Origin of the sequence: Enterococcus sp. DIV1094, assembly GCF_017316305.2 — a bacterium.
Classification (GTDB): Bacteria; Bacillota; Bacilli; order Lactobacillales; family Enterococcaceae; genus Enterococcus_B; species Enterococcus_B mangumiae.
In genome coordinates, this window is sequence record NZ_CP147250.1 from 298,063 (window position 1) to 324,969 (window position 26,907).

Here is a 26,907-nt window from a genome sequence, read left to right on the forward strand (position 1 = left end):
ACTATGCCCTTGATCGAACAAGGTATAGTTAAAATGCAGCTTCAAACAATTGACTTAGTTTTTCAATGCGCGGATCCCTCACTTTGTCTTTATTTGCCATTAGATTACCACAGACGATTTAAGACTGTCAACTGGTAGATCATCGAAATATTCCGCTGATTGCTTGTGAGAGTAATCTGGCGCTTTCTAATGTTTCCTGATGATCCAATGCTTTTTCAAGAGAGATTGGGCCTGTCTGAATACTAAATACACTGGGAAGAACCGACGCTAGTTCACCTAATTCTTTCTCACGGCTTCCGCAGATCGCCACGATTTTTTTGCCGTGTTTTTTAGCGAGCAATGCTACCCCATATGGCACTTTTCCATGGATCGTTTGTTGATCGATTCGGCCTTCTCCTGTAACTATGAGTTCTGACTCTTTGATTTTAGCTTCTAAGTCGACTAATTCAGAAACAAGCGTGAAGCCCGATTTCATCTCGGCTCCGACAATCGCTAAAGCGCCACCGATCCCACCAGCGGCACCACTGCCAGCTAGCTGATTCAAATCGATTGCTGTCTTTGTTTTGATTTGTTCAACGATTTTTTCTGCTTGTTCTTCTAAACAAGCTAATGTCTCTGGTGATCCGCCCTTTTGTTTGCCAAACATTTGGGTAGCGCCTTGTTCGCCAGTATAAGGATTCGTTACATCTGCCGCAATCGTCACAGTTTGATCGATTTTCATTAATTGCGACAAGTCGAGTTCTTTGATCGTTAATAGAGGATTTCCTTCTGTGACACCATTTAATTTGGCTCCTAAAGACTGTAACAGACCTAAGCCCCCGTCAGAACACCCACTTCCGCCTAGTGTAACAATGATCTCATCGACGAACTGATTCAAGGCATCTTTGATCAGCTCTCCTAACCCAAAACTAGAGGCTAGTCGGATCGTTTGATCGGTGGGTCTGGTCAGCAAGTCTAAGCCAATCACTTCTGTGGATTCGATGATCGCTAATTTACGGTTCTCTTTTTGTGTCAACAAGTAGCGGCATTCTTTTTTCCGAAAAAGTAAATCTGGACAAGAAAGTGTTCGCCACTCACCACCTAATGTAGCGTAAATGGCTTCAGCAGTTCCTTCACCGCCATCAGCAATTGGTTGATTGATTTTTTGTTCTGCCTCACCCCAACCTTCCAATACTGCTTGGTTGAGTTCTTTTGAAGTTGCACTGCCTTTGAATGAATCGATCGCCGCAAGTAATTTCATTCTGAAACTCCTTTTTTCGTGATTATTGAACGAAGTGTTTTCTTTTACTATATCATATCTAACGTGCTTCAATACCACAGTACTCATAGATTGAAAATACTTCAGGATCAAAATCGACAAAGCGCTCTACCCAATTTTCCGCATCAAAAAATTCAATGATTTCACGATCGACGGTTTGATAAGGGCTATTTAAAAACGCCGGAAGTTCTTCCAAGTTTCTTTCTCCCAATAAGAAGATATTTTGTGCGTTATAGAAACGATAACCAGAAATCGCTTTGTTATCAGTAACTAATTTTTTATTGAAGAAAATTGATTCGAATGTTCTTAAAGTTACACCGCTCTGACCTTCCCGCAATAATTCCAAAATCCCTTTAGAACCATTCGTCTTTTGCAAATATTCTGTATAGGTCAAATATCCCTCTTGATCATTTCCACGACTTGGTAAAATATAAAAATTAGTTGAGATACCTAACTGTTCAAATGCTGTTCGGTAATCATCTGCTCGTTGTTTTCTGCCGTTATCAGTTGCTCCAAAAAATAAATCAGTCGTGACTTCAGCTTTTGGCAAAGGCATGTCTTTTGAATAAAAAGAACTGTTATGCTTGATCCCCAATTCTTTGGCTTCTAAAATATCGAAATGGAAAATATCATCAATTGCTGTTTCTGCTTCCGCTTTCTTCAATAAGTGATGATGCTCTTCTTTAAAATGGTTCCAAAAGAATAGAATGATCTTCGCCTGTGTGTATGGCCGAATACGAGAAGCAAATGCGACATCAAACCCATAATCTAAAAAGATAATTAGTTTATATTGCTTGAGTTGCTGTTGGAACGATGACATAAATGAATCATCCATTAAATCTTTCGCTGAGATGACATCCATCGTTTGCAAAGATGGGAAAAAATATAATGCTTTATTTTTCGCTACAAGTAATCGTTCGTGTTGGGTCATAGTCATCAACTCCTTATTTATACTTACTTGAATCAAACCGATTAAGTATGGGTTTCCTCTAATAATAGCCCTGTATGAAAGGAAAAAGCGAATGAAACGCTTTCGTTTTAAGTGATTTTCCATAGAAATATAACAATAATTATCTAAACAAATAAGAGTTCTATGATTTTTTCATTAAAAGATACAAAAAAGTTTTCAGAATAGTTGTAATTGTCAGATAATTTGTTATGATAGACAATATTATTTTACGACCGATTGATTTTTTTCATTCATGTTTTAGAAAAGAGGATGTTTATGGAAAGTACAGAACAAACAAAGTTAAAAAAACAACTTAGTTCCAGACATATCACCATGCTTGCTCTTGGTGGCGCGATTGGTGCTGGTTTATTTAAAGGAAGTGGAGAAGCCATTGGTATCGCTGGTCCTGCTGTTTTATTTGCTTTTTTGATTGGTGGCGGCATTTTATTTATTGTCATGAGTGGCCTAGGTAAGTTGGTTTTAGACGGTGGCGATACGCAACATGGTTTATCTGGTTTGATCCGTCCTTACTTGGGCAATCATTCCGCAGACTTCGTTGACTGGGTCTATTACTCGATGTGGATGATCAATATCATCGCTGAAGCTGTAGCGGCGGCATCATTTTTACAATTATGGTTTCCGCATGTCCCCGCTTGGTTTTTCATTTTACTTTTGGCGATTTTAACAACTTTGATCAATCTTTACTCCGTTCGTTTGTTTGCTGAAACAGAGTATTGGTTAGCTTTTGCGAAGATCAGTGTCATTGTTTTAATGATTCTTTTTGGTCTTTATCTCGTTGGACAACAAATGCTGGGAACTGGAATTTTTCCTACATTAAGCCAGCTGACTGATCACGGTGGTTTCACTCCCCACGGATTAAAAGGTGTTGTCAGTTCTTTACTTGTAGTCATCTATTCATATGGTGGATCAGAATTGATCGCAATCACAGTCAGTGAAGCAGACGATCCTAAAAAAGCGATACCTAAAGCAATCAAAGGCGTTATGGGCCGAATCGTTTCCTTCTATATTATTCCACTTTTCTTATTACTGATTCTTTTTCCTTGGAATACTTTAGCTGGTTCATCGGTTAGTCCTTTTGTCTTAGTTTTTGAACAGATGAATATTCCTTTTGCTAGTGATATCGTGAATTTTGTCATTGTCTTGGCACTATTTTCATCAATCAATTCTGGTGTTTACGCCTCTTCTCGGCTATTGTTTTTCCGTTTGAAAGACAATAAAGGATCAGCTAAAAAGCTGGCAAAATTGAATAAGCATTCGGTTCCGCAGCGTGCTGTACTATTTTGTACAAGTGTTTTATACCTTGGCGTTATCCTTTCTTATTTCGTTGGTGATAAACTCTTTAGTTATTTAGCTGGTTCCCTTTCTTATACGGTACTGGTGATCTGGTTGATGATCAGTGCAGCCGCCTTTCGTTTGGCTTTAAAGAAAGGCACTTGGAAAGCAAAAGGCTTCAACCTATTTGCTTTAGTTGCATTGACCTTGATTTTGATAGGGATCCTAATGACAAATTCAATCGGTGTGACCGTACTAACTGCTCTACTATATGCTGGTATTTTCTTTAGCTATCAAAAGAAAAAGGATGTCTTTGTCATAGATAATGAACCCTTCTCTTCTATTTGAATAGCTGGATCATGATTAAAACTTCCCCTTGAACGAGCCAGGACTATCAAAAGTCAGTCACTTGACTTTTGATAGTCCTGACTTCTTTATAGGCAAATCAACAAAAAAAATGCTCGCTCATTTTTTGTGTGCACTTCATTTGCTTTGTGCATTTATTGCTGAGATGATAGTCTTGTAAAAAGTAAAAAGGGGTTTTATTTATGAAAAAGTACGGGAAATTTTTGTTAATGATCATTGTTTCAACAGTTATTATGTTTGGGATGATGTATCTAAATGTTTATTCGATCGACCATCTCTTCTTTAGTCGGACAAGGGTCTTTATGGCATTGATGATGGGTGCTGTCATGGCAATCATCATGTTACTTTTCATGTGGAAAATGTATGAACATAAGAAGCTGAATATCATGATCTTAACGATCAGCTTGTTGGTGTTTGGTGGTTCGTTATTCATGGTCCGTAGTCAAACGACGGTTGATGATGTGGCATGGATGAAAGCAATGATCCCTCATCACTCTATTGCTATTTTAACAAGTAAGCGTGCCAATCTAGAAGATCCTGAGGTCAAAAAGTTAGCAGAAAAAATCATCGAAGCACAAGAAAAAGAAATCGATGAAATGAAGGAATTGATTGATCGCTTGGATTGATATAAAAATAATTATTCCTGTCAAAAAAACAGCCACCTGATCATACTGGTGACTGTTTTTTATTTTATTTTTTTACATCGTATCCTTCACATCGCTCAAGTTTCCCTTTTCTTCTTTCTTTTTAGCAATCCCTAGTCCAGTCATTGCACTAACCATTGAAAAGACTGGAGAAAGCAAGCTGAAGAAGACGAATGGTAAGTAAGTCATGGTTGGGATACCAAACGTGCTGGCGACAAAACTGCCGGCAATGCCCCAAGGAATGAGGTAGTTGATGACTGTTCCTCCATCTTCTAACGTACGACTCAAAACAGTTGAATCAAGGCCTGCTTTCTTGTACGTTTCTTTAAAGGCATTTCCTGGTAGAATCACCGATAAAAATTGTTCGCCGATAAATAAATTCACACCGATACTTGTCATCAGTGTCGTAAAAATCAATCGAGGAGTCGTTGTCATTTTTTTCGATACGACCTCCATCACCGTAGAGATCAAGCCGAATTCAATCAATAGTCCACCCAATGAAAGCGTAAGAATAATCAACGAAACAGTCGGCATCATACTTTCGATCCCCCCACGACTAAGTAACGCATCGATTTGTGCGTTTCCAGTCTCCGAAAGAAAACCAGATTCAAGAACTGTTGCTAAGCGTGTAAATGAAGTGCTTGGTGTCTGGATAAAGATCATTCCAACGGCGACAGCTACATTCAATAGGATCGTTAAGATTGCTGGCACTTTTTTCCATGCACAAATCAGCATCAAGAATAAAGGTAGTAATGACCAGACTGAAATCGTAAAGTTGTTTTCTAAAATCGTGGTCACATTTTGGATTTCCGCCAAACTCGCACCTTTATCTGTGTGCCCTAGAAATGCAAACAGAACCAAAGAAACAAAAAATGCGGGAAGCGTTGACCACATCATATGTTTAATATGTTTGAAAAGGTCGGCATCAACGATTGCTGCTGCCAGATTGGTCGATTCAGATAATGGCGACATTTTATCTCCAAAAACTGCCCCAGACACGATGGCACCCACTACTAATGCTGGATTCAATCCCAAAGTTGTACCGATTCCGAAAAAGGCGATCCCGATCGTTGACATGACTGTAAAGGCACTCCCAACTGCACTTCCGACGATCGCACACACAACAAAAACTGATGGCACAAACCAAGGAACGCTAATGATTTTAAACCCATAGACCATCAATGTTGGAATGATACCAGCTTGGATCCAAACAGCGATCAATGCGCCGACTAAAATAAAGATAAAGATCGGAATGATACCCGGTTTTAGTCCGTTGATGATTCCTTCATGCAACATATCTGTTGGATGCTTTTTCACTACTGCATACACCATCACCATACCAATGGCAATCAAAATCGCGATATTCGGTGAAATCTTAAATCCTACTACTCCAATTGCAATCGTTGCTACGATAATTATTAATACACTTACTGCTTCAATAAAGCTAGGTTTTCTTATTTTTTCCATATCCATTCTCCTTTTTTAAGTTACTTAAGTCTTAAAAAAGAGTAGATATCGAATGACTCCGCCACAATTCATTTTGCGTTTCCTCCCTAATAAAAATACAAAAAGATCTGTTTTCAACTAAGGACGAATTTCTCCGCGGTACCACCTTAATTAAAAACAGATCTGTTTTTCACTTTGATTTGAATGATTTAATTGTTAAAACTTTTCCTGTAATTCATAAATTTGGCTTGATCGGTTCGCAGCAACCACCGACTTTCTGAACAAAACACCAAACCTACTACTGGATGAAAAGTGAACTTTCATGAAGTTTACATGTATCTTTGCAATTTGTCAATCTAAATGTTTTTTTACAAATGTTTTGATTCACGTTCATCCAATAGCTATCTTCTCTTATTTCGTTGCAAGGATTGCTTGATGTTCCTGTTTGATTTTCTCTAGCAATTCTGGCTTTTCAAATAGATCCAAAGCAGTGTTTGCCAACAATTCAGCAGCAATCGCAATGGAAGCTAACCCTTTTTTACTGCGAGCAGCCGCTTTGAATTCTTCGGAGTGACCGGCGATATATTCATCAGAAATCGACACGGTTGGTTGGATCGTCGGAATCACATGGCTCACGTTCCCAACATCAGAAGAACCAAGACTTGTCTGTTCTTTCGTTTCGATTTCTTTATCAGGTACGTCCGCTGCATTGGCATGACTGAAAAACAGTTCATCAAAGGATGGTGTCACGATCACATCATCCACAGAATTTTGGAATAAACCAAATTCATAGCTTGTTCCCGTACTTAATGCCGCACCTTTCACAATATTTTCGACTTTTTGATACACTTCATTCAATGTCTGACGATTTTTTGCTCGCAAGTAAAATCGCCCTGCGGCATATTCGGGGATCACATTCGCAGCAACACCACCATCGGTGATGATGCCATGGATATTGACGTCTTTTGGCAGTTGCAAGCGCAATGCATTGATGCCATTAAAGACTTGGATCAACGCTTCCAAAGCATTCACTCCTTTTTCCGGTGCTGCAGCAGCATGGGAAGCTACGCCATGAAACTTGATATCCACCGGATCATTAGCTAATGATTCAGTCGTTTTACCATAACGGTAAGCTGGATGGACACATAGAGCCGCATCTACATCTTCAAAAAAGCCTTCTCGAACAAAACTTCCTTTTGCAGAGCCGTTTTCGCCACCCTCTTCTCCAGGTGTGCCATAGACACGGATCTCTCCACCGATCTCAGCGATTCGGTCCCGTAAAACACTTGCGGCTAATACAGAATAGGTGCCAAATAAGTTATGCCCACAAGCATGACCGATCCCTGGTAACGCGTCAAACTCTGCTAAAAAAGCAATCGTCGGTCCTGGTTTTCCTGAACTGTATCGAGCATCAAACCCTGTTCGATGACCAGCAACATCTTTTGTAACAGAAAATCCTTCTTTTTCCAGTTGTTTGATCAAAGCGTCTGAAGAATAAAACTCGTAGTTGCTTACTTCAGGATGGTCATGGATATCTAAAGCTAATGCTTGATATTCAGCTAATCGTTGATTGATTGCTTCCTTAAATGAATGTGTGGTTAATGTAGATGTTGTCATAGTAACTTCCTCCAGTTCGATTTTTTATTTTTTACCAAATGTTTCCCAAGCGGGTACGCTCGACCCTTTTGATGTTTCTTCGATGACTTTAGCTGTTTCTTCGGTTTGATAAGTGTCAACGATCTTCTGATAGATTTCGTTATTTTCATCTTCTTTTCTTGCCACAATGATATTGACATATGGTCTAGCACTGTCATCTACTGGTTCTAAAAAGATTGCATCACTTGTTGGTGTCAAACCTGAATCTACTGCGACACCACTATTGATCACTGAAAGATCAACGTCGTTCAAGGCACGAGCTGTCTGTGACGCATCTAATTCAGAAATATCTAAGTTCTTGGTATTTTCAGTAATATCTGAAGTGGTCGGCGTTTGTTCTTTTGCTGGATCTACTTTGATCAAACCAGCTGTTTGTAGCAATAGCAACGCACGTCCTCCGTTTGTTACATCGTTAGGAATAGCTACTTTTGCACCATCCTTTATATCATCGATCGATTGGATCGTGTTTGAATAAATCCCTAAAGGTGCATTCACTGTATTACCGATCGAAACGAGATCTGTTCCGTGTTCTGTATTATAGTTATCTAAAAAGAACTGATGCTGAAAAGCATTGAGATCGATCGAGCCATCTGCTAATGCGGCATTTGGTTGATTATAATCCGTGAACTTCACATACTCGAGTTCAATGTCTTCTTTTGCTAACCGTTCTTTGACATCATCCCAAACATCGGTATCTTCTCCGATGACTCCAAGCTTAACTGTGGTTTGTTTAGTTGTATCTGTTTCGGCATTTCCTTGGCTACATCCCGCCAACCAAATAAGTGCAACAAAAGCGAGTACTGTATAACGAATGATTTTTTTCATGATGATTCCTCCAGTTTAATGTGATATTTTTTTGATCAATAAATTGCTGATCCACTGACTTAAAAAAACAAGGATCAAGATCAGCAACGTCGCAACGATGGTCACGTCGGTTTGAAAACGATTATACCCTCGAGAGATAGCTAAGTTCCCTAAACCACCAGCACCCACTGCACCTGCCATGGCTGTCAAACCAATGACGTTGATGATCGTCAACGCAGAGACACGAATGATTCCCGGTAATCCTTCGATCAAGTAGACTCTAAAAACGATCCCTAAAGGACTTGTTCCCATCGCTTCTGCGGCTTCGATGACTCCAGGGTCCACTTCAAGTAATGCATTTTCCACTTGGCGAGCAAAAAATGGGACAACCCCAAAGATCAAGGGGACTAAAGCAGCCTTAGCACCGATCGTCGTACCAACTAAAAAGCGGGTCGTCAATGCTAGTAAGGAAAGTAAGATGATAAAAGGGATCGAGCGGACAACATTGATGACTTTGTCTAAAAGCTCATAAAGCAGCCGATTTTCAAGCAGTCCTTTGGGGCGTGTCACGACTAGGACGATCCCAAAGCCAAGACCAATCACGCCTCCGATCAAAGCGGTCCAAAAAGACATATACAACGTCTGTTTCGTCGCTTCAATAAATTCATCCGGTATTGAGTAGACATTCGGTAAATAAGTTTCAAAAAAATTAGTCATATCAGCGGCCTCCTTGGATAACTTTCATTTCTTTACTTGCACCATTTTTTTGCAGGATCGTCGCTTGTACTCCTGAATCTATGAGATAAGTCAATGCTTTTTCTCGTTGATGGACTTCTCCTGATAAGGTGACGATCAAACGTCCTAATGGCGTTTCTTGTAACAGTTCGACATTTCCATATAAAATATTCGCACTGACTTGATATTTGCTATAAAGTTGCGCGATCAACGGTTCATTTGTCTGTGTACCGACATAGTTTAATTCGACTAACCATTTATTGGTCAACTGATCTGCGAAAGCACTGTGTGAGCGAATCGTTTCTAATGCTTGATCAACGTGAGTAGCTGTTCGAATAAACTCTTTCGTCAAGACTTCTTTTGGTGCGCTGAAAATTTGAACACTACTTCCTTGTTCAATCACTTCGCCATTTTCCATCACAGCGACTTTGTTGCAGATTTCTTTAACCACTTGCATTTCATGTGTGATCAAAACGATCGTCAAGCCTAATTTCTGATTCAATTTTTTCAATAAAGCTAAAATCTGGTGAGTCGTTTTTGGGTCTAAGGCACTCGTTGCTTCATCACAAAGCAACACTTGTGGATCGCTGGCTAATGCTCGAGCAATGGCGACTCGTTGTTTTTGTCCTCCTGAAAGTTGTTTTGGATAAGCCGTCGCTTTTTCTTCAAGTCCGACCAATGCCAAGAGTTCATTGACTTTTTGACGACGCTCCTGTTTCGATTTTTTCGTGTATTTCAACGAGAAATCGACGTTGTCAAAAATCGTACGACTTTCCATTAGGTGAAAGTGTTGAAAAATCATCCCGATCGATTTTCGTTCTTTTCGTAATTCTTTCGGAGATAGTTTCCCTAACTCTGTGCCATTGATAATAACTTTGCCGCTTGTGGGTTTTTGCAAAAGATTCATGACCCGGACCAACGTACTTTTCCCTGCACCTGAATACCCAACGATGCCGTAGACATCTCCTTTCGCAATCGAAAGATCCACGTTTTTCACTGCTTGGATCGTCTTTTCTTTTTGTTGGAAAGAAACATTTATTTCTTGTAATTCAATCATTTTTACTCCTCCTTCGATTTGACGATAAAAAAGGCATCCTCAAGAAAATGACTCATCACTTTCTTGAGGACGCCTTTTTGCGTGTTACCACCTCATGTTCAAGTTACACTCACATGTAACTCCTTTTCAAGTACAAACATACTCTAGCAAGCTAACGGTTGCGACCGTCACCGCCTTACAAAGTTGCTCGGGATGAATTGCTCAATAGCCATTTTCCAAATCTTCCACCTTGCTTCTTTTCAGCTACCGAAGCTCTCTGTTAAAGGTTTTTGTATCTGTACTTACTATTTCAACGCAAAAAATATATAAAAAAAATCCTTTTATCAGCAGATATATCTGCTGATAAAAGGACGACGTATCGTGGTACCACCTTTATTCGGAAGTTTCCTTCCCTCAATCCAACATCTCTTAACGAGAGATTGGCTGTTCGTTTTAACGGTCGAACATTTCCGAACTTGCCTACTTATCGACAAGTTATTCTCCAAGGCCATTTTTCAACTTTTCTTACTTGACTCTTTACACCAACCAGAGTCTCTCTTTGAAGTTTCCAAGCTTACTTTCCTTATCAACGAATCTATATTTTGTTGTTGAGAACACTTTATCTAAGTAAAAACAAAAAGTCAAGCAAGAAATTTAAAAAAAATCATTTGCTTGATCTATAAATGGATAAAATCCTTGATAATACTACATTTCCAGCATTTTAATTTTTTTCTTTTTGCTTCTCTAACATCTCCAACACTGTCAATAGATCCTTGCCTTCCGCTAAAATAGACAAATCTGCCTTTTCACTTTCAGTATAGGCTCGATCAAAGCTTGAATCTGGAATCAAAACGACACCCATTCCTGCTCGTGATGCTGAGGTTGCGCCAACTAATGAATCTTCGACTGCAAATGCTTCTGACGCTATTAATCCAGACCGCTCTAAAGCAGTTAGGTAAGGAATTGGTGAAGGTTTATTTTCAGACACTTCATCCCCAAAGGTATATGTATGAAAATAAGGCTTCAAAGAAAATTGATCCAAAATATTTGTTGCTCGTTTTGTAACTGTTGTGGTTGCTAAACCAAGGATAAGTTTTTGTTCCCTCAATTCTTTTAGTACTTCTTTTGCATAAGGTTTTAGCTGGATTGCGCCACTATGCAGTTGTTGATAAAAATACTCTTCTCTTTTTTCACGAACGTTTTGCACCATCTCTGGTGTTCCCGCCATTTTTATCAACAGATCATAGCTTTGTTTCCAATTTTTTCCGCCCCACGAATCAACGACTGCTTTAGGTATTTCAATGTCAAATTGCTTGAACCCCCATAACCATCCGTCGCGGTAAGTCTTTTCTGTATCAACTAATAATCCATCTAAATCAAATATTGCACCCTTCATATCCACTGATCCTTTCAAAAAACAATACATCTAGTGTATCATGTTTTCACATCCAAACCAATGGACTTCGTAGCATTTTTGTTATGGTCGATCATTACGCCAGTCAAGAAAATCAGTTATTCAGATTCATTTTAGTTATTTTATTTCTACGTATCCTTAATAATTGATTCGTAAAATTAGCCCAATCGACTGCTCGCGGAGGAACTAACCAAATGATCTGGAACAAATCCCCAGAAGAGCAGATTTCTTTATCTGTTAAAAGAAGGTCAGTTTCTTCATCTGCTTTCGTTTGATAGATGATATTCAAATCCGAGATTTTCTGGATGTTGCCTTTGATCAACGCATTGAACTGGGGACCAAAAGAAAAATCAATACAAATCCGAAGTGGTTTCAGTTGTTGATCGATCGGTAATGTATCCATCATGACTAGCACATAGTGGAAAAACAGAAATTCTTTTGCCGCCCAGATTTGCTTATTCGCTTTATGTTTTTGAATATACTCTCGACAAAACAAAAAGTACTCTGGATACATTTCATAAAAATAAGTGACGTCCAAATTGTTATTGTCATCCACATTTTCCTCTTTGAAATATTTGATTTTCAAATGTAAGACCGTCAACTGTCTTCTGATTTCCTTTAACTGATTTTCTGATAGAATAAATGATTGCCCAAGTTCTTCAAGAAATAACTCGTTCAACGCGAGTATTTCCTTTTGCGCTACTCCCTCAATAAGTTCAGGATCATTGATGGCTCCTTCGACAACAAGATAAGCAAAAATTTGTTGTGCTTCAATCAACCGCTCTTTTTCCGTGTCGATCTTCGCCTCTTTTTCCAGCCAAGAATAAATGATCCCAAAGAAATCATTTTTTTGTAACGTTTTTTTATTGAACGTCAATCGAGCTTTTTTATTATCGGACATTCGCCAGCCATTCTTTATGCGAATCAAACTCACTGAAAGAAAATGCTGAAGTTTGGATTCACTAAACCCAGTAAATGAAGCGGCAAATTTCGGCTCTAGTGCCCGAATCAATTCTTCTACTTGTTTCGTGATTTCTGCTGGGTATTGAGAATAAGACCGTCCGTATAATTTAGTGAAATAAAACGTCACTAATCCACGTACAGCCCCTTCTTCTCCACTTAACAAAAATTTCTTTGTGACCGTTAAATCTTTAGCGTCTAGTCGTGTGCGCATGTCTTTCAATTTTTGATAGACGAGCGGATGACTGATATAATTTTTGATCGCATAGTCGTTCACAGATTCGAACGTCTCAAAAAAGATTTCTTGCAGCATCAAAAAACCGAAGGAATGACGAACATACATTTCACCTAGAATCGTCGAATTTCCTCGACCACTCTCGATCAGTCTCACATTATTTCCTTCAAAAAATAATTGAAATTCATCCGTTAGCCCATAATCCACGAAATCATGCGACAATTCTTCCATTGACTTATTCAGCAAAAAATAAGAGATATCCAATTCTTCTAACACTTTTTCATGATTTTCAACTAAAAGCGGCTTTGTTTCCAAATAACGTAGCAACTCTAACTTGCGTTGTGCTGACTTATCTAAAAATAGTTTGAACATTTTGATTTCCTCTACCTTCTGGTTTTTCTCCATAGAGTATCGTACCTGAAAATAAATAACTCATTGCTGCCAATTGACCATTCTCTGAATTAGCGGAACCAGCCCCACTTGACTGCGGTAACATCACTTGATTATGTGGGTGATTATCAGAAAAAAAATCATCATCTAAGGTTATTTTACGTGATGTACTAGCTATTTGGCTAATAATATTATTCTGGTTATCCAATAATTTTGGTCTAGGTGATTTTTTTTCTTTAGGGATTGAAAGATTTGGATAGAACAATTCATTTTCTTCTTTTTTTTTCACTTCTTGCTTATCGTTATTTATAATTGCAATATCTTGTGATTGTTCAGTTTGTTCAACTTCCGTCTCTTCCTCGCCTGTTACAGGTAATTCGGGAGTGAATGGTTCAATTTGGATATGTTCTGTCGGATTCAATGGATCATAAATGATCGTTTCTGCATGTGTGTATACTGAAGATTCGAAGTAGACGACAGCAAATAAAAGTGTTCCTAATATCGCGATTTTTTGTCTTTTCATTTTTTCTCCTCTTTTTTGATCAGTCGTCTTAAATAAATAAAATTATGTGATTCAAGCAAAAATTGTCTGACTGATCTTGTCAATTTGATCAGTCAGACGTTTTTTTATCAGGGATTGATATTATTTATTTTCAGATTTCTCTTCATCTTTTTGTTTTTTTCTTTTCCAAATAATAAAAATCAGTAAAAGAAGCAATAATAATAAGATACCGAATAATACATACATCCACGTATTGTCTTGTTCGATCGTCACATCTTTTTCATTTAACTCTCTAGCCACTTCGCCTTTTATTTCAAAGTCTTTTTCAAATTCCCATTTATATTTATAGGTTTCCTCAGTTCCGCTAGAAGTTTTAACTTTATACTCCCCGTCTTCTGCTTTTTCACCGTATGCAGTCATCTTCATCGTATACTTACCCGCTTCCAACTTTTCACCGTTCAATGAAATCGGATAATCAAAGTGAGAATTAGGTGCCATTTGCATGCTTTCCGTTTGACTCTCATATAGCGTTTCATCTGATCCTTGTTTCGTGATCGTTGTTGCTACATTCAATTGATTCAAATAAGCTGCTTCAGGATTTTGCAAATGAACATTGATCACATTTCTAGCATTGACTTGTGCTGGTTCCACTTTCGTTGCTTTCAGGTCAGGTTGGACTGCTGTCATCGTTTGACGAATCAATAACGCCACCACATAAGAGTATTCATTTTTGATCGCTAATCCCTTATCTTCTGACGAAGAATCTTGGGTATCATCAGACTTTTCTTTAAAAGTGATCCCGCCTGCCATAACGCCATCAAATTTTTCTGCTGGCATAGTCACAGTGATTGGCACTGTCACCTCTGCATGTTTTGGTAAAGTTACTTCAGGTTCAGCTTTCGCATAATCCTTTAAATTATAAACTAAACTGTCATCGGGTTCAATTTTATTTTCACCATACTCCACCACACCATTCAAGTTGGTCGTTGCACTATTGATGGTCGTTTCGATCGTTAAATCTTTGTCTGTATCATTGCGTAATTGGACTTCGATTGTTTGCTGCTTATCTGGCTCCATCAATAAATCAAAATAGGTTTTTTCTTTATCGATCTGGTTTTCCGGAATGACTGGCGTCACGGCAAAATTAAATTCTGAGGCAAAAGCTGATTGACCTGGTAACACACTTATCATGGCAACAAAGAGACTGACAATAAGGATAAATCTTTTTTTCATAATTTTTTTAACTCCCTGATAAATTAGATGTTAGGTGAGGGTATAGAAGAAGTGTCTAGCTCCGAGAACGGCAACTTCTGGCACTTCTTCCTCTCGCCGTGATTAAGGTCAAAACAAGTCTTTTACACTTGTTTTGACCACGATTATTTCTTTTAGTTTCCTGGTGCGTCTGTTAAAGTCCAAGTGAAAGTTGTTTTGTAAGCTTTCGCGTATTTTGTTGTTGAACCTGGCACTTCTAATGCAATACTGTTTTTTGCAGTATCAACTGAATTTCCCCAGTCCATCAAATACGTTCCGGCACCTTCACCGTCTTTTGCGCTCATAACTAATGATTCACTACCGCTTGGGTCTAAGCTGAAAGTTGCAACGCCTGTTGGTTTTGCTGATTGTGAACCAGTCACGACATTACCGTTTGATAATGTGATTTTTGCACCAGTCAATTCTTGATCTTCTGCTGTTTTGAATTGTGCATTTTGTTTCACTTTCAATGTCCAACCTGTTTCAGTTCCGCGGTTGTCAGATACTTGAACAAAGTTTGGTCCTTCTTTTTCAATATCACTTGCATCTTTATATTTTTGTGCTGCAGCATAGTATGTTTGTGTTGTAGATGTGATTTTTTGTTCCCCAAATGCTAGACTTGAAGCAAAGTCGATTGACAATGGACCGTTTGTACCTGGTTCTGGTTTACCGTCTGGTGTTGTTGGGTCAACAGGTGTCACCGGTTGTTCAGGATCAAGTGGATCAACTGGATCAGTTGTATCTGTATTTGGTACATAATTGATGACACCGTTTGATGTATATTCCCCACCATCAGCTGCTGCTACGCTAACTGTGCTGAATACTCCGCCTAATAACATTGTTGATAATAAGATCATTTGTGATTTTTTCATTTTGATTTTCTCCATTCTTAATTTCCTGGTGTATCAGATAGATTCCAGGTTAATATTGTTGAATATGTGACCGCATCTTTTGGTGTTTTACCTGGGATGGTCAATGACACACTTTTTGTGATCACTGAGGACACATCTTTATTTCTTTGGTCTTTTGTTGTGACTGTCTCCACTTTGTCACCCCATGCTTCGATCCATGTCCCTGAACCAGCATCTGATTCTGCACTTAGTACGATCGATTCTGCCCCATTTGGATCTAAGGCGATTTCAGTGGTAGCAGTTGGTGCAGCTACACCTTCTGCATTTGATTTAACGACTGGATCCAGTAATTGGATCACTGCACCAGTCAAAGTTTTGTTTAATGTTTCATCATTCTGGAATTGACCGTTTTGACATACTTTCAATGTCCAACCGGCATTGTTGCCTCGGTGATCAGACACTTGAACATAATCCGGTGTCACTAGATCAGAAAGTGAGCCGTCGTCATTTACATACGTTTGTGCTTTGGCATAATACGTTTCTGTTTTGTTCGAGATCTTATTCATACCGAAATCAAAGCTTGAAGCAAAGTCAATCGATAGAGGGCCTTTGGTTCCTGGTTCTGGATCCGTTCCATCTGGATTGGTTGGATGAACCGGTTTATCTGGATCTGGGTCTATCGGATTGACTGGCTCAGTTGGATCAGTATCCGGTACAAAATTAACGGTACCATTACTTTCGTACTTCGCCTGATCGACCGCTTGGACGGTAGTCGTTACTCCTGTCAAAAGACTAATGATCATTAAACCACTTACTGTTTTTTTCATGCGATCCTCCAAAGTGATTTATTTCCTAAGTCTTTTGGTTTATGGTGCAGGAGTAGATTTAAGGCTCCATGTCAACGTTGTGCTATATTCTTTCGCCAATTTGACTGTTTTACCTGGTACGTTAAGTTTTACAGCACTTGCACCTTCTGTAGAATCTGCACCAAATTTGTAGATCCAAGTCCCCATTCCTTTACCTGCATCCGCAGTCATCAAAACTGATTCGCTACCAGGTGTCAATGTGTTTTGAGTCACTAGGTCTGGTTTGTATTGATCATCCATGATCGATGCGCTTGCGCCATTACTTAATGATAGAACCGCGCCAGATAATTCTTCGTCTGCGGCAGTTTTGAATTGGCTGTCTTGAGTCACAGATAATGTCCAACCTTCTTGTGTTCCACGTTTGTCTGTTACTTGCACGTAGTTTGGACCGTCAGTACCATCTTTAAATGTTTGGATCTGTGCATAGTAGTCTTTAGTAACAGTAGTGATTTTTTGTTTCCCAAATTGGAAGCTTGAAGCAAAATCAATTGATAGAGGTCCATTTGTACCTGGCTTTGGTCCAGTTGGATCAGTTGGATCAACTGGCTCTACCGGATTTGTTGGATCAGTTGGGTCAACTGGATCAGTTGGATCTGTATCTGCTTCAAATGCGATCACACCGTTTGTTTCATAGCTTGCAGTTTCATCTGCAGCAAACACTGTGCTTGTTCCTAATAATGTACTGAATAAAATAATCCCCGCTGTTAACATCGTTGTCTTTTTCATTTTTCTCTTTTTCTCCTTTTCATAACAATAATTAGCAATACGATCAATAGAAGGAAGCTTCCAATCATCGTAAATTGTTTACTCACATAATCCCCAGTTTTTGGTAACTGTTTGCTATCTCCTTGCGACACTTCATTTGGATTCGCATTTATTTCATTTTCTCCAGAAGGTGATTGATTTTCTTGGGAAGAACTAGGCGAAGTAACATCACCTACTCCTTCTTCAGAACTTGAACTGCTTTCGTCCTCTGGATATTCGTAAGTGCCATAAAAACCTGTAACACCTTCACTTTTGATTGATTGATCCTCTTCTGCGAAACCAATTGGTGTCAGACTGAAAAGTAGTCCTAACATCAAGAGGATCTTCCACCTTTTTTTCTTCATTTTACCCACCTTTTTCTCTAACGTTATGCTTTTTCCTATGGATTACCTGGTGCTGAAACTAACGACCATGATAATGTTCCTTGGTAACTTCCGACTTTTTGTTTTTCCGGAGGAACAGTTAACTTGATCCCTTTGTTTTTCGCTTGATCCCATTCTTGATTCACAAGATATTCGCCATTTGTCGTTAATGTCTTTTCTTCCACAATCACTGCATTTGGTCCAAGCACTGTATTTGTTGTCCCATCTGTGAATGAAAGTGCGTTAGAAAGTTGGGTGTTTCCAGAAGTCAAAGGTTGTTTTTCAGTGACTGTCAATTGCCAGTTGTCTCGTTCGGAACCTCTTGTATCTTTTACAATCAAATCACCTTCGATCAGTGGCCAATAGGTTTGAGTCGTTGACTTGACTTTTTGCGTTTCGAAATTCATCGTTTTTGGTACTTCTTTTAATTCCAAAGTGCCGGTAATTGCTACATTGACTGTTTTTTCAGCCGTTATGCCATTTAATTGATAGCTATACGTCGTTGAAACATTTTTTAAGACTTCTGCTTCGGTCGTATTCTTGATCGCTGAAAACGTCGCGTCCGCTAACGTTGGCACTTGATTGGCACTACCGTCTGCTAAAATGACTTGCGCCATGGTTCGTTGAGCCAAATCTTGTTGTGCCGACAAAGCATTGGCATCTGCTAAGCTCATACGAACATCCTTTGCATAGACTGCAAAATAGCGATCGCTTGAAATCTCTGCTTCATTTTTCACAACGATCAAGTTTGCTTGTTGTTCCTTTTCATTTCCAGTCGTGCCGACTTTGTAATCAATGACATGTTTTCTTGAAACTTCATCTGTCGCTAATGGCTGTTTGATTTCATCCATCACATCAGCTGTGATTGAATCGGTAAAGAACGGACGCCCTTTGGCTTCCATTAGTGATAAGATGGATTGTTTATCAACTAAATCGGCTGCTTCTTTTTCAGAAATGATCACATTTCTAGCTGAAAGCTCTGCTTCATTTGAATATTTTACTTTGACTTCATAGCTGTATTCGCTATCTGGCGATTGCCAATCAATCGTTGAAGAATCTTTTTGTTCCGCAATCTTTGTAGGCGCCTCACCATTTTTTGAACTAGTGATCTCAGCTTGGTACAACCATGAACCAGTTGCTTGTGTTTCAGGCTCAAAGCTCAATTTTGGCGTAATACCCTTTCCTGAGGGAATCAGCAAACGTCCTTTTTGAACTTTCGTACCCGCCGTTTCGGTTCCCCAAGCATTCAAGACTAACGGTGCATTTCCTTCTTTCACTTCACTGACATTGTGGAAAATGCTTCCTTCACCTTGCGCAATTCCTGGATTTTCTACTTCATAATCGATGATTGAACCAGGAATCGCGATACCATAACCACTACCCGTTTTCGAAACATCGTTATCCCCGATGAAGCTTTTTCCAGTTGCTTTTTCCGTCCCTCTAAAATTCAAAGGTGTAAGTTTCGTGGCATTCGCAATCGTTGGATTGATCGTCAAGACTTGATACGCTTTATTTGCACCGAACCATGTACCGGTACTATCTACTTGTGTTGCTGAATCTCCAGTAGTTGGTTTGATCCAGACTAATTCATCTTTTGCTGGATCAGGAAATTCGATATCTGAAATATTGACTTTTCCTGTTCCCGGAATCGTTTCTAAAGTAGCTTCATCTTCAATAGTCAATTTAGCTGCTGAAACTAAATTACTAGAATTTGACACGCCGATCCCTGCATTTTTTGAAAGATGGATATCCCCAAATGAATGATAGGTCGTTGCATGATTGGCTGCCGTAGCAGATAACCCATTTTTGATATTTCCGCCGTTTGCCATCAATTTCAATCCGTTCGTGACGTTTAGTTCAGTAAAATTGACGATTCCTAAGCCAGTAAGATTGAGTGGATCTGTTTGATATTTGCCCGTACCGTCCACATTTTCACCAAAATTGAACACTACTTTGTTTGTGCTGGCACTAGCAATCGTATTTGTAAAGTTATCACTTGCTGAACCACCAGATAAACCATTGATGCTAGCAGCACCTTGAACATTTGCCGTAACATTTCTCAAAATTTTTCCACTGCTGATGTTTGAATATTGTGTAGCATAGAGATTACCGATACTAGAACCGTCCGCTTGGATATTCATCTTGATCGACCCATTTTTAGTGTAAGTAGCGTTCGTTCCGCCATCACCATAAATGCTCGCACCGTTTAATGAATCAACACCTGGTTTGGTAAAAATATTCAAGGTAATCGTATTATCGGTATTGGTTCCCAAGGTCGTGTTTTGTCCATAAGGTCGCCCACCTGTAATATAGGTGTTACCCGGTAATTTGAATTCACCATCATAGTTTCGTAAATCAATGAGTAGACTTGCATTTCCAAGTAGTGTACCAGAGTTCGTAATACCGCCGGAAAATCCATTAGAACCCGTCCGCGGAGTACCAGAGAAGTTACCACCATAGATTCGATTATCTGAATTCCCAGTAATCGTATGATCACCACTAGCTCCATATGAAGCACCCATCGATGCATTGATGACTCCTTCATAGACTGTGACACCAACATTCCCTATATCTTTGGCATCATTCCAACCACCGCCGGATAAGAACCAGTCTACTTGCCCATTATAAACAGTCGTTTGTCCGTTGCCGTATACACGAGCTCCGTTATATCCAGTACCTTCCAATGTATCTGTGATCCCGCCATTCAGCGTATTAGAACTATTTCCTTCGATAACTCCAGAATAAGATCCCCCATACGTCCAACGTGCGATCGTATTATTCAAAACTGTTTTGGTATCTCCTTTGATGTAGATGTCCCACGTATTGTTCGTAGCAGGGTAGCCACCGCCACCTACAATATCCCAGCCAGAGTTATTTCCTCGACTTTTATTTGTTGTCGAATAATCAAAGCTAGTTGGTCTAGAACCAGAATAAGCTAAGCCATCTCCTCCGGCAGAACCATCCGCATTCGCTGTACCTACTTCAATCGTTGTGTTTCCTTCTATATAACCACCACGCCCAGCTGCTGTTGAATAGATAGAAGAATTATTAAACGAACCACTAACTAATTTTGAAGTAATATTTCCAAATACTTTAAATGTAGCCGCAGCTTTTGCTAGATTGGCTCTTTGATCCGGTGTGTAGGCGTCATAGGTTGCCTCATTCGATGCTCCAATACCGCTTTTATTAAACTTTTCGACATTGTTTCCCGCTCCTCCGTTAAAATCATTGATTCCACCGGCAGATGAGGTGCCTGCTTTGATCGTATTCGTGATATTCCCAGTGACCGTACCGCTGTAACGATTGCCACCTTCAAATTCTGCCCGTCCAGCACTATATGAGCTGCTATCTAAATTCGTTTCGATTCCGTCAGTTGAACGATTGGTACCGATATTTCCTCGAGAAGATCCACCGATAAATCGCTCGCCATTTCCATACCAGCGACCATAACCAGAAATGTTGTTCGTTACTTTTCCACCAATGTCCCCATAGATGACACCGCCATAATAAGTACTTAGTTGAAAGGCTGTCCCACTATTTTTGATAGCAATATTCGTGGATACATTTCCAGTAACATTCGCTGTATTCGTTGTACTTGTTCCATTTCCACCACCGTATAGATTCGTGATCCGTCCGCCAGCATTATTGATCACAGTAGAGACGTTACCATCAACGGTCCCGATGTTCGCTCCCCCAGCCAGTGTAGCGATACCACTGTTCGTGTTGTTGATGATGATGCTCGTGTTTCCTTTCAGCGTTCCACCATTTTGGTTTCCACCAAAGATATTCCACGTACCTGAACCTGTCGTATTGACCGTAATGACCGGATTTCCTACGACATCCCCTGAGTTTGCTCCACCATAAATTGAAATACCGTTACCGACTGATCCGCCGTTTAGATTCAAGCTATGCCCGTTCATATAGAAGTAAGTGCCGGTATAATTGATATTTCGTAAAGTGATTGTTGAACCAAAGTAAGCATTCGCAGTAAAAGCAAGTGTTTTTGCGCCAGATGGCACGGTTAAATCTTGTGTGATCGGATCGTCTGAATGTCCAGTGATCACTAAGTTGTTCACTTTATCTTTTAATGAAGCAAATGTAGCATTTGTTGCATCAACTGTACTTGGAATCGTGTTCGCAACTGTACCAGCTGTTAAAGTGACGTTTGCCCCGACATACATGACATAATCTTGCATATTGCCTGCCTGATACAAATCATTTAACGCCGTTTTCACTCCAGCATCTGATGCTGCATAGGTTTGGTACGGCTGAGTAGCATCTGTCGGACTTGGTACAACGAGTACTTTTGTCTTATCTGCTGTTGCAATCGTATCTTTGATTGAAGCATCTGTACTTGTCAATGCACGGATTGCTTGCTGTTTGAATATCGCTTTTAGTTGGAGATCCTTCGTCACCGTTACTTGGCTAAGTTCTTCATTTGTGTAAAGCTTGCCATCCATTTCCCAACCACTGAATGATTGTTCTGCTGACAAACTTGGTATATCACTACTTGAAATTTTTTCGTTTTCCTTAACTGTCAGTTCTTTGACTTCATCACCTGATTCGAATAAATGATTGCTGTCTGTTGTGAATGTTAAAGTAAAACTTTTTTCTTCAGTCGTAGATTCTTGTGTCTGTTCCTCTGAAGAAGGTGACGTCTCTGACTGTTTCACCTCCTCTTTTACTGTTTCTGTTGTCTGTGTGACTGTCTCTTCACTTTGCATAGTCGAATCAACTGACTCATCTGTTTGAGTTGTGGGTGATTGAGTAAGTTGAGTATTTTCAGTATCCACTGCCTGTACGACTGCCGGCAATGGAGAAGTTACCCCTGCAAAGAGAAGCATTGCGGCAACACACATAACAATATTTTTTTTCATTTTATCTTCCCTTCTGCTTCACACAACAAGATCAACTTGTTGATAATTATTATTGCTTGCTTGATTCTTTTTGTATTGTATACTGTTGGATCTGGTTATTTTTAAAAAAAATTTCTCTGTTTCAGAAAAACGATTAATTTTTCTTTGAGCATATTATTTGACTTTTAAAAATAACAAGTGATTTTCAAAAGGGTAAAAAAATATAAAAAAAGCTGATATATCAATATTTACCGAATATGGTGAATATGCTATATTTTTAATTTCCTTCTTATTTAATTTATATTCATGAAAACAAAATGATAGTTTCATGAATAATGAAGGATTAATTTACAAATGAATTTTTTAACCACAGATTTTTTTGATAAGTTTCTGTTGTTTTTTTATTCAATTTCAGCATTGTTATGTTACTCTTTTTTATCAATAATTTAAAAATAACCATGATACCTCTTCTAAGAATCTAGAGATTCACTCAAATAAACATAAGGAGACAGCCAAATCACTTTCAGCATTTTTCTTCGGTTGATTGCTATTTTTCTAAAAATCATCCATCAGCCCCTATCTTTAAACACAATACACCATTTCAGAAACAAGGATTTCAGAAATAAGCCATCATTCATAAAAATTTGTAACACACAATTTTTCATGAATGATAGCTTATTCCGTTTGGATACTTCAACGTCAAGCTCATATGCTCAACCTTTAATCTCTGACGTTCTTTACTCAAATATTTGTAAATACCTTTTCACCCACATGTTGCAGAACGTTTCTCTGCTATCTAAACAAACAGACGTAATCAGTAAAACCTATTAAAACTATTTGTGTCCGTATCCCCAAATACATTCACTAATAGCATCTATTCTAATCGATACACCATTCCCGCCTTTGCCGAATAACCGATTTCAAGCGTACTCTTGCTATTGTATCTTCCAAGAGCATTTCCCCAATGGATTTCTTCGTTTTATCCGCCCTTCACCTCCTTGTCCCGTTGCGAGTAGAGACATGAGACAAATGATCTATGTAATACAATGGTTGATCTAGTTGCTGATATCAATGGTTTATGGTTATCTAGCGTTTTTTTAAATTAAGCAATTTGATCATTCATCGCATAATAGATTGTTTATCCAACTTAGCAATAGCTGGCAACGGGTAATAATTGATTGTGTTTATACAATCGCTCAAACATATTGTATAACGCATGTTTCCATTATATTTAAATATAATTTATCAATTTTTTTAAAAATCATTTAAATATAACTATTGAAAACGCTTGACTTTTATAATAAGGCGGATAAAAAAATAGATTAGGCATCTAAAATGCCTAATCTATCAGCTTTTTATTTTGAAGTTATCCTATCACATTCCACGAAACTCTCTATATAATAAGTGAGATAATCTAAATGAGAATCGTCTTTTTACTAGAAATACATCTAAAAAATTCTCTTTTTTTGGACAAAAGCATAGAATATGCTTTTTTATAGTAATTCGCCAAATTTATTGATATAGATTTTTTTGATGAATGTAACTAATCCTAAGTAAGCGATGACGGTCACGATCAACCAAATCCAATAGTTTGCTGGTAATGGTAGTAAACCTAGTCCTTGACCAAAATTAGTAAACGGTAAAACAGAACCGACTAGAATACCTAGTGTGGTGATTGAAAACATGATAAAAGTAGCATTACTTTGTAAGAATGGCACTTTAGGTGTACGTAACGCATGCAATACAAGGGTTTGAGTCCATAAAGACTCAACGAACCAGCCCGCATGGAACAATGCGATAAATAGGACTTGTTGTGAACCTGTCAATGTATGGTAACTGCCACCAACGACCGCTGGACAAATCACAAAGTACATCAATAGATACGTCGTGATGTCAAAAATAGAACTCGTCGGTCCAAAGTATACCATGAATTTTCCAATACTTGATGCTTCCCATTTTTTAGGTTCATGCAAATACTCTTTGTCCATTCTATCCCACGGTAATGAGATACAAGAAACATCATATATCAAATTCAAAAATAGGATTTGTAGTGGGAGCATAGGTAAAAATGGAAGGAATGTGCTCGCAACTAAGACAGAAAACATATTTCCAAAATTTGAACTAGCTGTCGCTTTGATATATTTCATAATATTACCAAACGTTTCTCTACCAGACAGTAACCCTTTTTCTAAGATCATCAAATCTTTTTCTAACAAGATGACATCCGCTGATTCTTTGGCAATATCTACTGCTGTGTCTACTGAAATTCCAATATCCGCAACTTTCATCGCTGGCGCATCATTGATACCATCTCCTAAGAAACCTACTGTATGCCCATTATTACGCAACGCTGTCGTTAACCGAGCTTTTTGTTGAGGATTCAATTTAACAAAGACATCATGCGCTTCAGCTACTTTTCCTAATTGCTTGTCAGACATCTCAGCAATTTTCTCACCAGTGATCAATTCATTGATTTGCAAGCCTACTTGACGACAAACAGAGCGGGTGACTAATTCGTTATCACCTGTTAGTACTTTGACAGCAACGCCATGATCTTTCAACGCTTTCAACGCTTGCTTAGTTGTTTCTTTTGGCGGATCTAGGAAAGCAAGATAGCCAATCAAGACCATCTCTGATTCGTCTTTCACTGAAAATTCCCCAACTACACTTGGATTCGTTTTTTGTGCAACACCGATGACACGTAAGCCATCTTCATTTAAATCTCTAACTTTTGCCAAAACTGTTTCTCTTTGTTCTGTGGTCAATGGTTTGACTTCACCACCAAGGTCGATATAAGAAGAGATGCTTAACATTTCTTCGATCGCACCTTTTGTGATCATTTGGGTTTTTCCAGCTGGATCTGCTACCACGACACTCATTCTTCTGCGTTCAAAATCAAAGGGGATCTCATCTACTTTTTGGTAACGGATCTGCTCTGTATCTAACGACTCAACAGCTTCGTCAATAATCGCAACATCTAAAAGGTTTTTTAAGCCCGTTTGATAGTAACTATTCAAATAGGCGTGGCGCAATACGCGCTCATTTTCATTTCCTTCACAATCCATGTGATATTCTAAAATAATCTTGTCTTGCGTCAATGTTCCAGTTTTATCTGTACAAAGTACATCGATCGCACCGAAGTTTTGAATGGCATTCAGATTTTTGATGACTGTTCCTTTTTTCGCCATCGCACTAGCACCTTTCACAAGGTTTGTCGTAACGATCATCGGCAACATTTCTGGTGTTAAGCCAACAGCGACTGACAAACCAAACAAGAATGCTTCTAACCAATCTCCTTTTGTAAAACCATTGATCACAATGACAGTTGGTGCCATCAACGCCATAAATTTGATCAACAACATCGATGTTTTTTGGATACCTAGTTCAAAGCTTGTTTTCACAGGTTTTTGTGATAAGTTTTGCGCCACATGACCAAACATCGTATCGTTTCCAACAGAGATGATAATGCCTTCTGCACTACCACTGATTACATTACTTCCCATAAATGCAATATTTTCATAACTTGTTTCACTTTGTGTTCTTCCAGAGCAAACAGTTGCATGCTTTTCAACCGGATAGCTTTCCCCAGTCAATGCAGCTTGTGAGATAAATAAATCTTTGGCAGAAAGTAACCGCATATCCGCTGGGATCATATCCCCTGCAGATAAACGTACTTGATCCCCACAAACGATTTCTTCCATGGGAATTTCTTTGTATCCACCATCTCGTTTAACTGCCGCTGTTACCTTGACTAATGATTTCAACTTTTCAGCAGCTTGGTTTGAACGGACGGATTGGATCAAAGTCATCGTGCCGCTGACTAGCACCATCGCGAAAATGATGATCACACCAAACAAATCTTTATCTGCTGGAGCGGCTAATACATACTCGGTGATATAAGAAATAATTCCTAATGCAATCAATACTAACGTAAAAGGGGTGATAAACGCTTTGATCGCTTCTACAATAAAAGGCGTTTTCTTTCCATATGAAATACTATTATTTCCATAAGTTTCTCTTAGACTTTCGACTTGTTCTGTAGACAAGCCTTTTTGTGTTGTATGAAATAAGTCGAATAACTGTTGCTTGTTTTTACTAGCAAAGCCAGCATAGACTTTTCTTGTTTCTTTCTTTTTTTCCATCTTGTGATTCTCCTTTGATCTTTAGGTTGTGAGAAAGCCGTTCAGTTCCAAGTATTAAGGCAGGAATTGAGAAAAATAGCTGCTCGCATTTTTTCACTTTTTGACTTGATATTGAAAGAACTGACT

Annotated in this window: 19 protein-coding genes and 2 other annotated features; of the genes, 2 read left to right on the plus strand and 17 right to left on the minus strand. The window is 38.8% G+C overall.

All coding sequences use genetic code 11. The annotated features are described in order from the left end of the window. Window positions 1-139 precede the first annotated feature (139 nt). Both DOK79_RS01450 and DOK79_RS01455 read right to left on the minus strand, forming a co-directional pair. The gene (locus DOK79_RS01450; RefSeq protein WP_206854016.1) at window positions 140-1,240 is read right to left on the minus strand and encodes a glycerate kinase; all 1,101 of its coding nucleotides are present in this window, start codon (window positions 1,238-1,240) and stop codon (window positions 140-142) included. A 58-nt stretch (window positions 1,241-1,298) separates the two neighbouring features. After that, a complete protein-coding gene (locus DOK79_RS01455; protein WP_206854018.1) occupies window positions 1,299-2,189 on the minus strand; it encodes an oligosaccharide biosynthesis protein Alg14 in 891 nt (296 codons plus the stop codon). Between the two features lie 294 nt (window positions 2,190-2,483). On the opposite strand from DOK79_RS01455, the gene DOK79_RS01460 reads away from it, so the two are divergent. Together DOK79_RS01460 and DOK79_RS01465 are read left to right on the plus strand one after the other, a co-directional pair. Next, window positions 2,484-3,848 (plus strand): amino acid permease, encoded by a 1,365-nt coding sequence (locus DOK79_RS01460; protein WP_206854020.1) that lies wholly within the window; start codon window positions 2,484-2,486, stop codon window positions 3,846-3,848. 200 nt (window positions 3,849-4,048) lie between these two features. Next, window positions 4,049-4,492: a DUF305 domain-containing protein gene (locus tag DOK79_RS01465; protein WP_206854022.1), complete on the plus strand. Its 444-nt coding sequence runs from the start codon at window positions 4,049-4,051 to the stop codon at window positions 4,490-4,492. A gap of 72 nt (window positions 4,493-4,564) precedes the next feature. On the opposite strand, the gene nhaC is transcribed toward DOK79_RS01465, so the two are convergent. From nhaC to mgtA, 15 genes are all read right to left on the minus strand, one after another. After that, window positions 4,565-5,977, minus strand: a complete 1,413-nt coding sequence (gene nhaC / locus DOK79_RS01470) for a Na+/H+ antiporter NhaC (RefSeq protein WP_206854024.1) — start codon at window positions 5,975-5,977, stop codon at window positions 4,565-4,567. 390 nt (window positions 5,978-6,367) lie between these two features. Beyond that, on the minus strand, window positions 6,368-7,573 hold the full coding sequence (locus DOK79_RS01475; RefSeq protein ID WP_206854026.1) for a M20 family metallopeptidase: 1,206 nt from the start codon (window positions 7,571-7,573) through the stop codon (window positions 6,368-6,370). Between the two features lie 24 nt (window positions 7,574-7,597). Further along, a complete protein-coding gene (locus DOK79_RS01480) occupies window positions 7,598-8,437 on the minus strand; it encodes a MetQ/NlpA family ABC transporter substrate-binding protein (RefSeq protein ID WP_206854029.1) in 840 nt (279 codons plus the stop codon). A gap of 15 nt (window positions 8,438-8,452) precedes the next feature. After that, the gene (locus DOK79_RS01485) at window positions 8,453-9,133 is read right to left on the minus strand and encodes a methionine ABC transporter permease (protein WP_206854032.1); all 681 of its coding nucleotides are present in this window, start codon (window positions 9,131-9,133) and stop codon (window positions 8,453-8,455) included. A 1-nt stretch (window position 9,134) separates the two neighbouring features. Further along, window positions 9,135-10,208: a methionine ABC transporter ATP-binding protein gene (locus DOK79_RS01490; RefSeq protein ID WP_206854035.1), complete on the minus strand. Its 1,074-nt coding sequence runs from the start codon at window positions 10,206-10,208 to the stop codon at window positions 9,135-9,137. Window positions 10,209-10,270: 62 nt separating this feature from the next. Further along, window positions 10,271-10,510, minus strand: a binding site (T-box leader). Between the two features lie 41 nt (window positions 10,511-10,551). Beyond that, window positions 10,552-10,786, minus strand: a binding site (T-box leader). 122 nt (window positions 10,787-10,908) lie between these two features. Further along, window positions 10,909-11,583 carry an HAD family hydrolase gene (locus tag DOK79_RS01495; RefSeq protein ID WP_206854037.1) on the minus strand — a complete coding sequence of 225 codons (675 nt, stop codon included), beginning with the start codon at window positions 11,581-11,583 and terminating at the stop codon, window positions 10,909-10,911. A 112-nt stretch (window positions 11,584-11,695) separates the two neighbouring features. Beyond that, window positions 11,696-13,168, minus strand: coding sequence for a helix-turn-helix domain-containing protein (locus tag DOK79_RS01500; protein WP_206854039.1), 1,473 nt, complete (start codon window positions 13,166-13,168; stop codon window positions 11,696-11,698). Next, complete coding sequence (locus DOK79_RS01505; protein ID WP_206854040.1) at window positions 13,146-13,709, minus strand: hypothetical protein; 564 nt, start codon at window positions 13,707-13,709, stop codon at window positions 13,146-13,148. Before DOK79_RS01505 ends, DOK79_RS01500 begins: the two co-directional genes overlap by 23 nt. Before the next feature lie 120 nt (window positions 13,710-13,829). After that, complete coding sequence (locus DOK79_RS01510) at window positions 13,830-14,921, minus strand: DUF916 and DUF3324 domain-containing protein (RefSeq protein WP_206854042.1); 1,092 nt, start codon at window positions 14,919-14,921, stop codon at window positions 13,830-13,832. A gap of 152 nt (window positions 14,922-15,073) precedes the next feature. Beyond that, window positions 15,074-15,811: a WxL domain-containing protein gene (locus DOK79_RS01515; protein WP_206854044.1), complete on the minus strand. Its 738-nt coding sequence runs from the start codon at window positions 15,809-15,811 to the stop codon at window positions 15,074-15,076. Between the two features lie 17 nt (window positions 15,812-15,828). Next, a complete protein-coding gene (locus DOK79_RS01520) occupies window positions 15,829-16,617 on the minus strand; it encodes a WxL domain-containing protein (RefSeq protein WP_206854046.1) in 789 nt (262 codons plus the stop codon). A gap of 39 nt (window positions 16,618-16,656) precedes the next feature. Then, window positions 16,657-17,382, minus strand: coding sequence for a WxL domain-containing protein (locus DOK79_RS01525; RefSeq protein WP_206854048.1), 726 nt, complete (start codon window positions 17,380-17,382; stop codon window positions 16,657-16,659). Then, the gene (locus DOK79_RS01530; protein WP_206854052.1) at window positions 17,379-17,765 is read right to left on the minus strand and encodes an LPXTG cell wall anchor domain-containing protein; all 387 of its coding nucleotides are present in this window, start codon (window positions 17,763-17,765) and stop codon (window positions 17,379-17,381) included. Before DOK79_RS01530 ends, DOK79_RS01525 begins: the two co-directional genes overlap by 4 nt. Window positions 17,766-17,800: 35 nt before the next feature. After that, window positions 17,801-22,660: a hypothetical protein gene (locus DOK79_RS01535; protein ID WP_206854054.1), complete on the minus strand. Its 4,860-nt coding sequence runs from the start codon at window positions 22,658-22,660 to the stop codon at window positions 17,801-17,803. 1,472 nt (window positions 22,661-24,132) lie between these two features. After that, window positions 24,133-26,781: a magnesium-translocating P-type ATPase gene (gene mgtA, locus DOK79_RS01540; protein ID WP_206854057.1), complete on the minus strand. Its 2,649-nt coding sequence runs from the start codon at window positions 26,779-26,781 to the stop codon at window positions 24,133-24,135. Window positions 26,782-26,907: the final 126 nt, after the last annotated feature.

What these genes read in the sequence shown, in the direction of transcription:
- DOK79_RS01450 (WP_206854016.1), bottom strand. Translation starts at nt 1,240, where the DNA reads ATGAAATTACTTGCGGCGATCGATTCATTCAAAGGCAGTGCAACTTCA.
- DOK79_RS01455 (WP_206854018.1), bottom strand. Translation starts at nt 2,189, where the DNA reads ATGACCCAACACGAACGATTACTTGTAGCGAAAAATAAAGCATTATAT.
- DOK79_RS01460 (WP_206854020.1), top strand. Translation starts at nt 2,484, where the DNA reads ATGGAAAGTACAGAACAAACAAAGTTAAAAAAACAACTTAGTTCCAGA.
- DOK79_RS01465 (WP_206854022.1), top strand. Translation starts at nt 4,049, where the DNA reads ATGAAAAAGTACGGGAAATTTTTGTTAATGATCATTGTTTCAACAGTT.
- nhaC (WP_206854024.1), bottom strand. Translation starts at nt 5,977, where the DNA reads ATGGAAAAAATAAGAAAACCTAGCTTTATTGAAGCAGTAAGTGTATTA.
- DOK79_RS01475 (WP_206854026.1), bottom strand. Translation starts at nt 7,573, where the DNA reads ATGACAACATCTACATTAACCACACATTCATTTAAGGAAGCAATCAAT.
- DOK79_RS01480 (WP_206854029.1), bottom strand. Translation starts at nt 8,437, where the DNA reads ATGAAAAAAATCATTCGTTATACAGTACTCGCTTTTGTTGCACTTATT.
- DOK79_RS01485 (WP_206854032.1), bottom strand. Translation starts at nt 9,133, where the DNA reads ATGACTAATTTTTTTGAAACTTATTTACCGAATGTCTACTCAATACCG.
- DOK79_RS01490 (WP_206854035.1), bottom strand. Translation starts at nt 10,208, where the DNA reads ATGATTGAATTACAAGAAATAAATGTTTCTTTCCAACAAAAAGAAAAG.
- DOK79_RS01495 (WP_206854037.1), bottom strand. Translation starts at nt 11,583, where the DNA reads ATGAAGGGTGCAATATTTGATTTAGATGGATTATTAGTTGATACAGAA.
- DOK79_RS01500 (WP_206854039.1), bottom strand. Translation starts at nt 13,168, where the DNA reads ATGTTCAAACTATTTTTAGATAAGTCAGCACAACGCAAGTTAGAGTTG.
- DOK79_RS01505 (WP_206854040.1), bottom strand. Translation starts at nt 13,709, where the DNA reads ATGAAAAGACAAAAAATCGCGATATTAGGAACACTTTTATTTGCTGTC.
- DOK79_RS01510 (WP_206854042.1), bottom strand. Translation starts at nt 14,921, where the DNA reads ATGAAAAAAAGATTTATCCTTATTGTCAGTCTCTTTGTTGCCATGATA.
- DOK79_RS01515 (WP_206854044.1), bottom strand. Translation starts at nt 15,811, where the DNA reads ATGAAAAAATCACAAATGATCTTATTATCAACAATGTTATTAGGCGGA.
- DOK79_RS01520 (WP_206854046.1), bottom strand. Translation starts at nt 16,617, where the DNA reads ATGAAAAAAACAGTAAGTGGTTTAATGATCATTAGTCTTTTGACAGGA.
- DOK79_RS01525 (WP_206854048.1), bottom strand. Translation starts at nt 17,382, where the DNA reads ATGAAAAAGACAACGATGTTAACAGCGGGGATTATTTTATTCAGTACA.
- DOK79_RS01530 (WP_206854052.1), bottom strand. Translation starts at nt 17,765, where the DNA reads ATGAAGAAAAAAAGGTGGAAGATCCTCTTGATGTTAGGACTACTTTTC.
- DOK79_RS01535 (WP_206854054.1), bottom strand. Translation starts at nt 22,660, where the DNA reads ATGAAAAAAAATATTGTTATGTGTGTTGCCGCAATGCTTCTCTTTGCA.
- mgtA (WP_206854057.1), bottom strand. Translation starts at nt 26,781, where the DNA reads ATGGAAAAAAAGAAAGAAACAAGAAAAGTCTATGCTGGCTTTGCTAGT.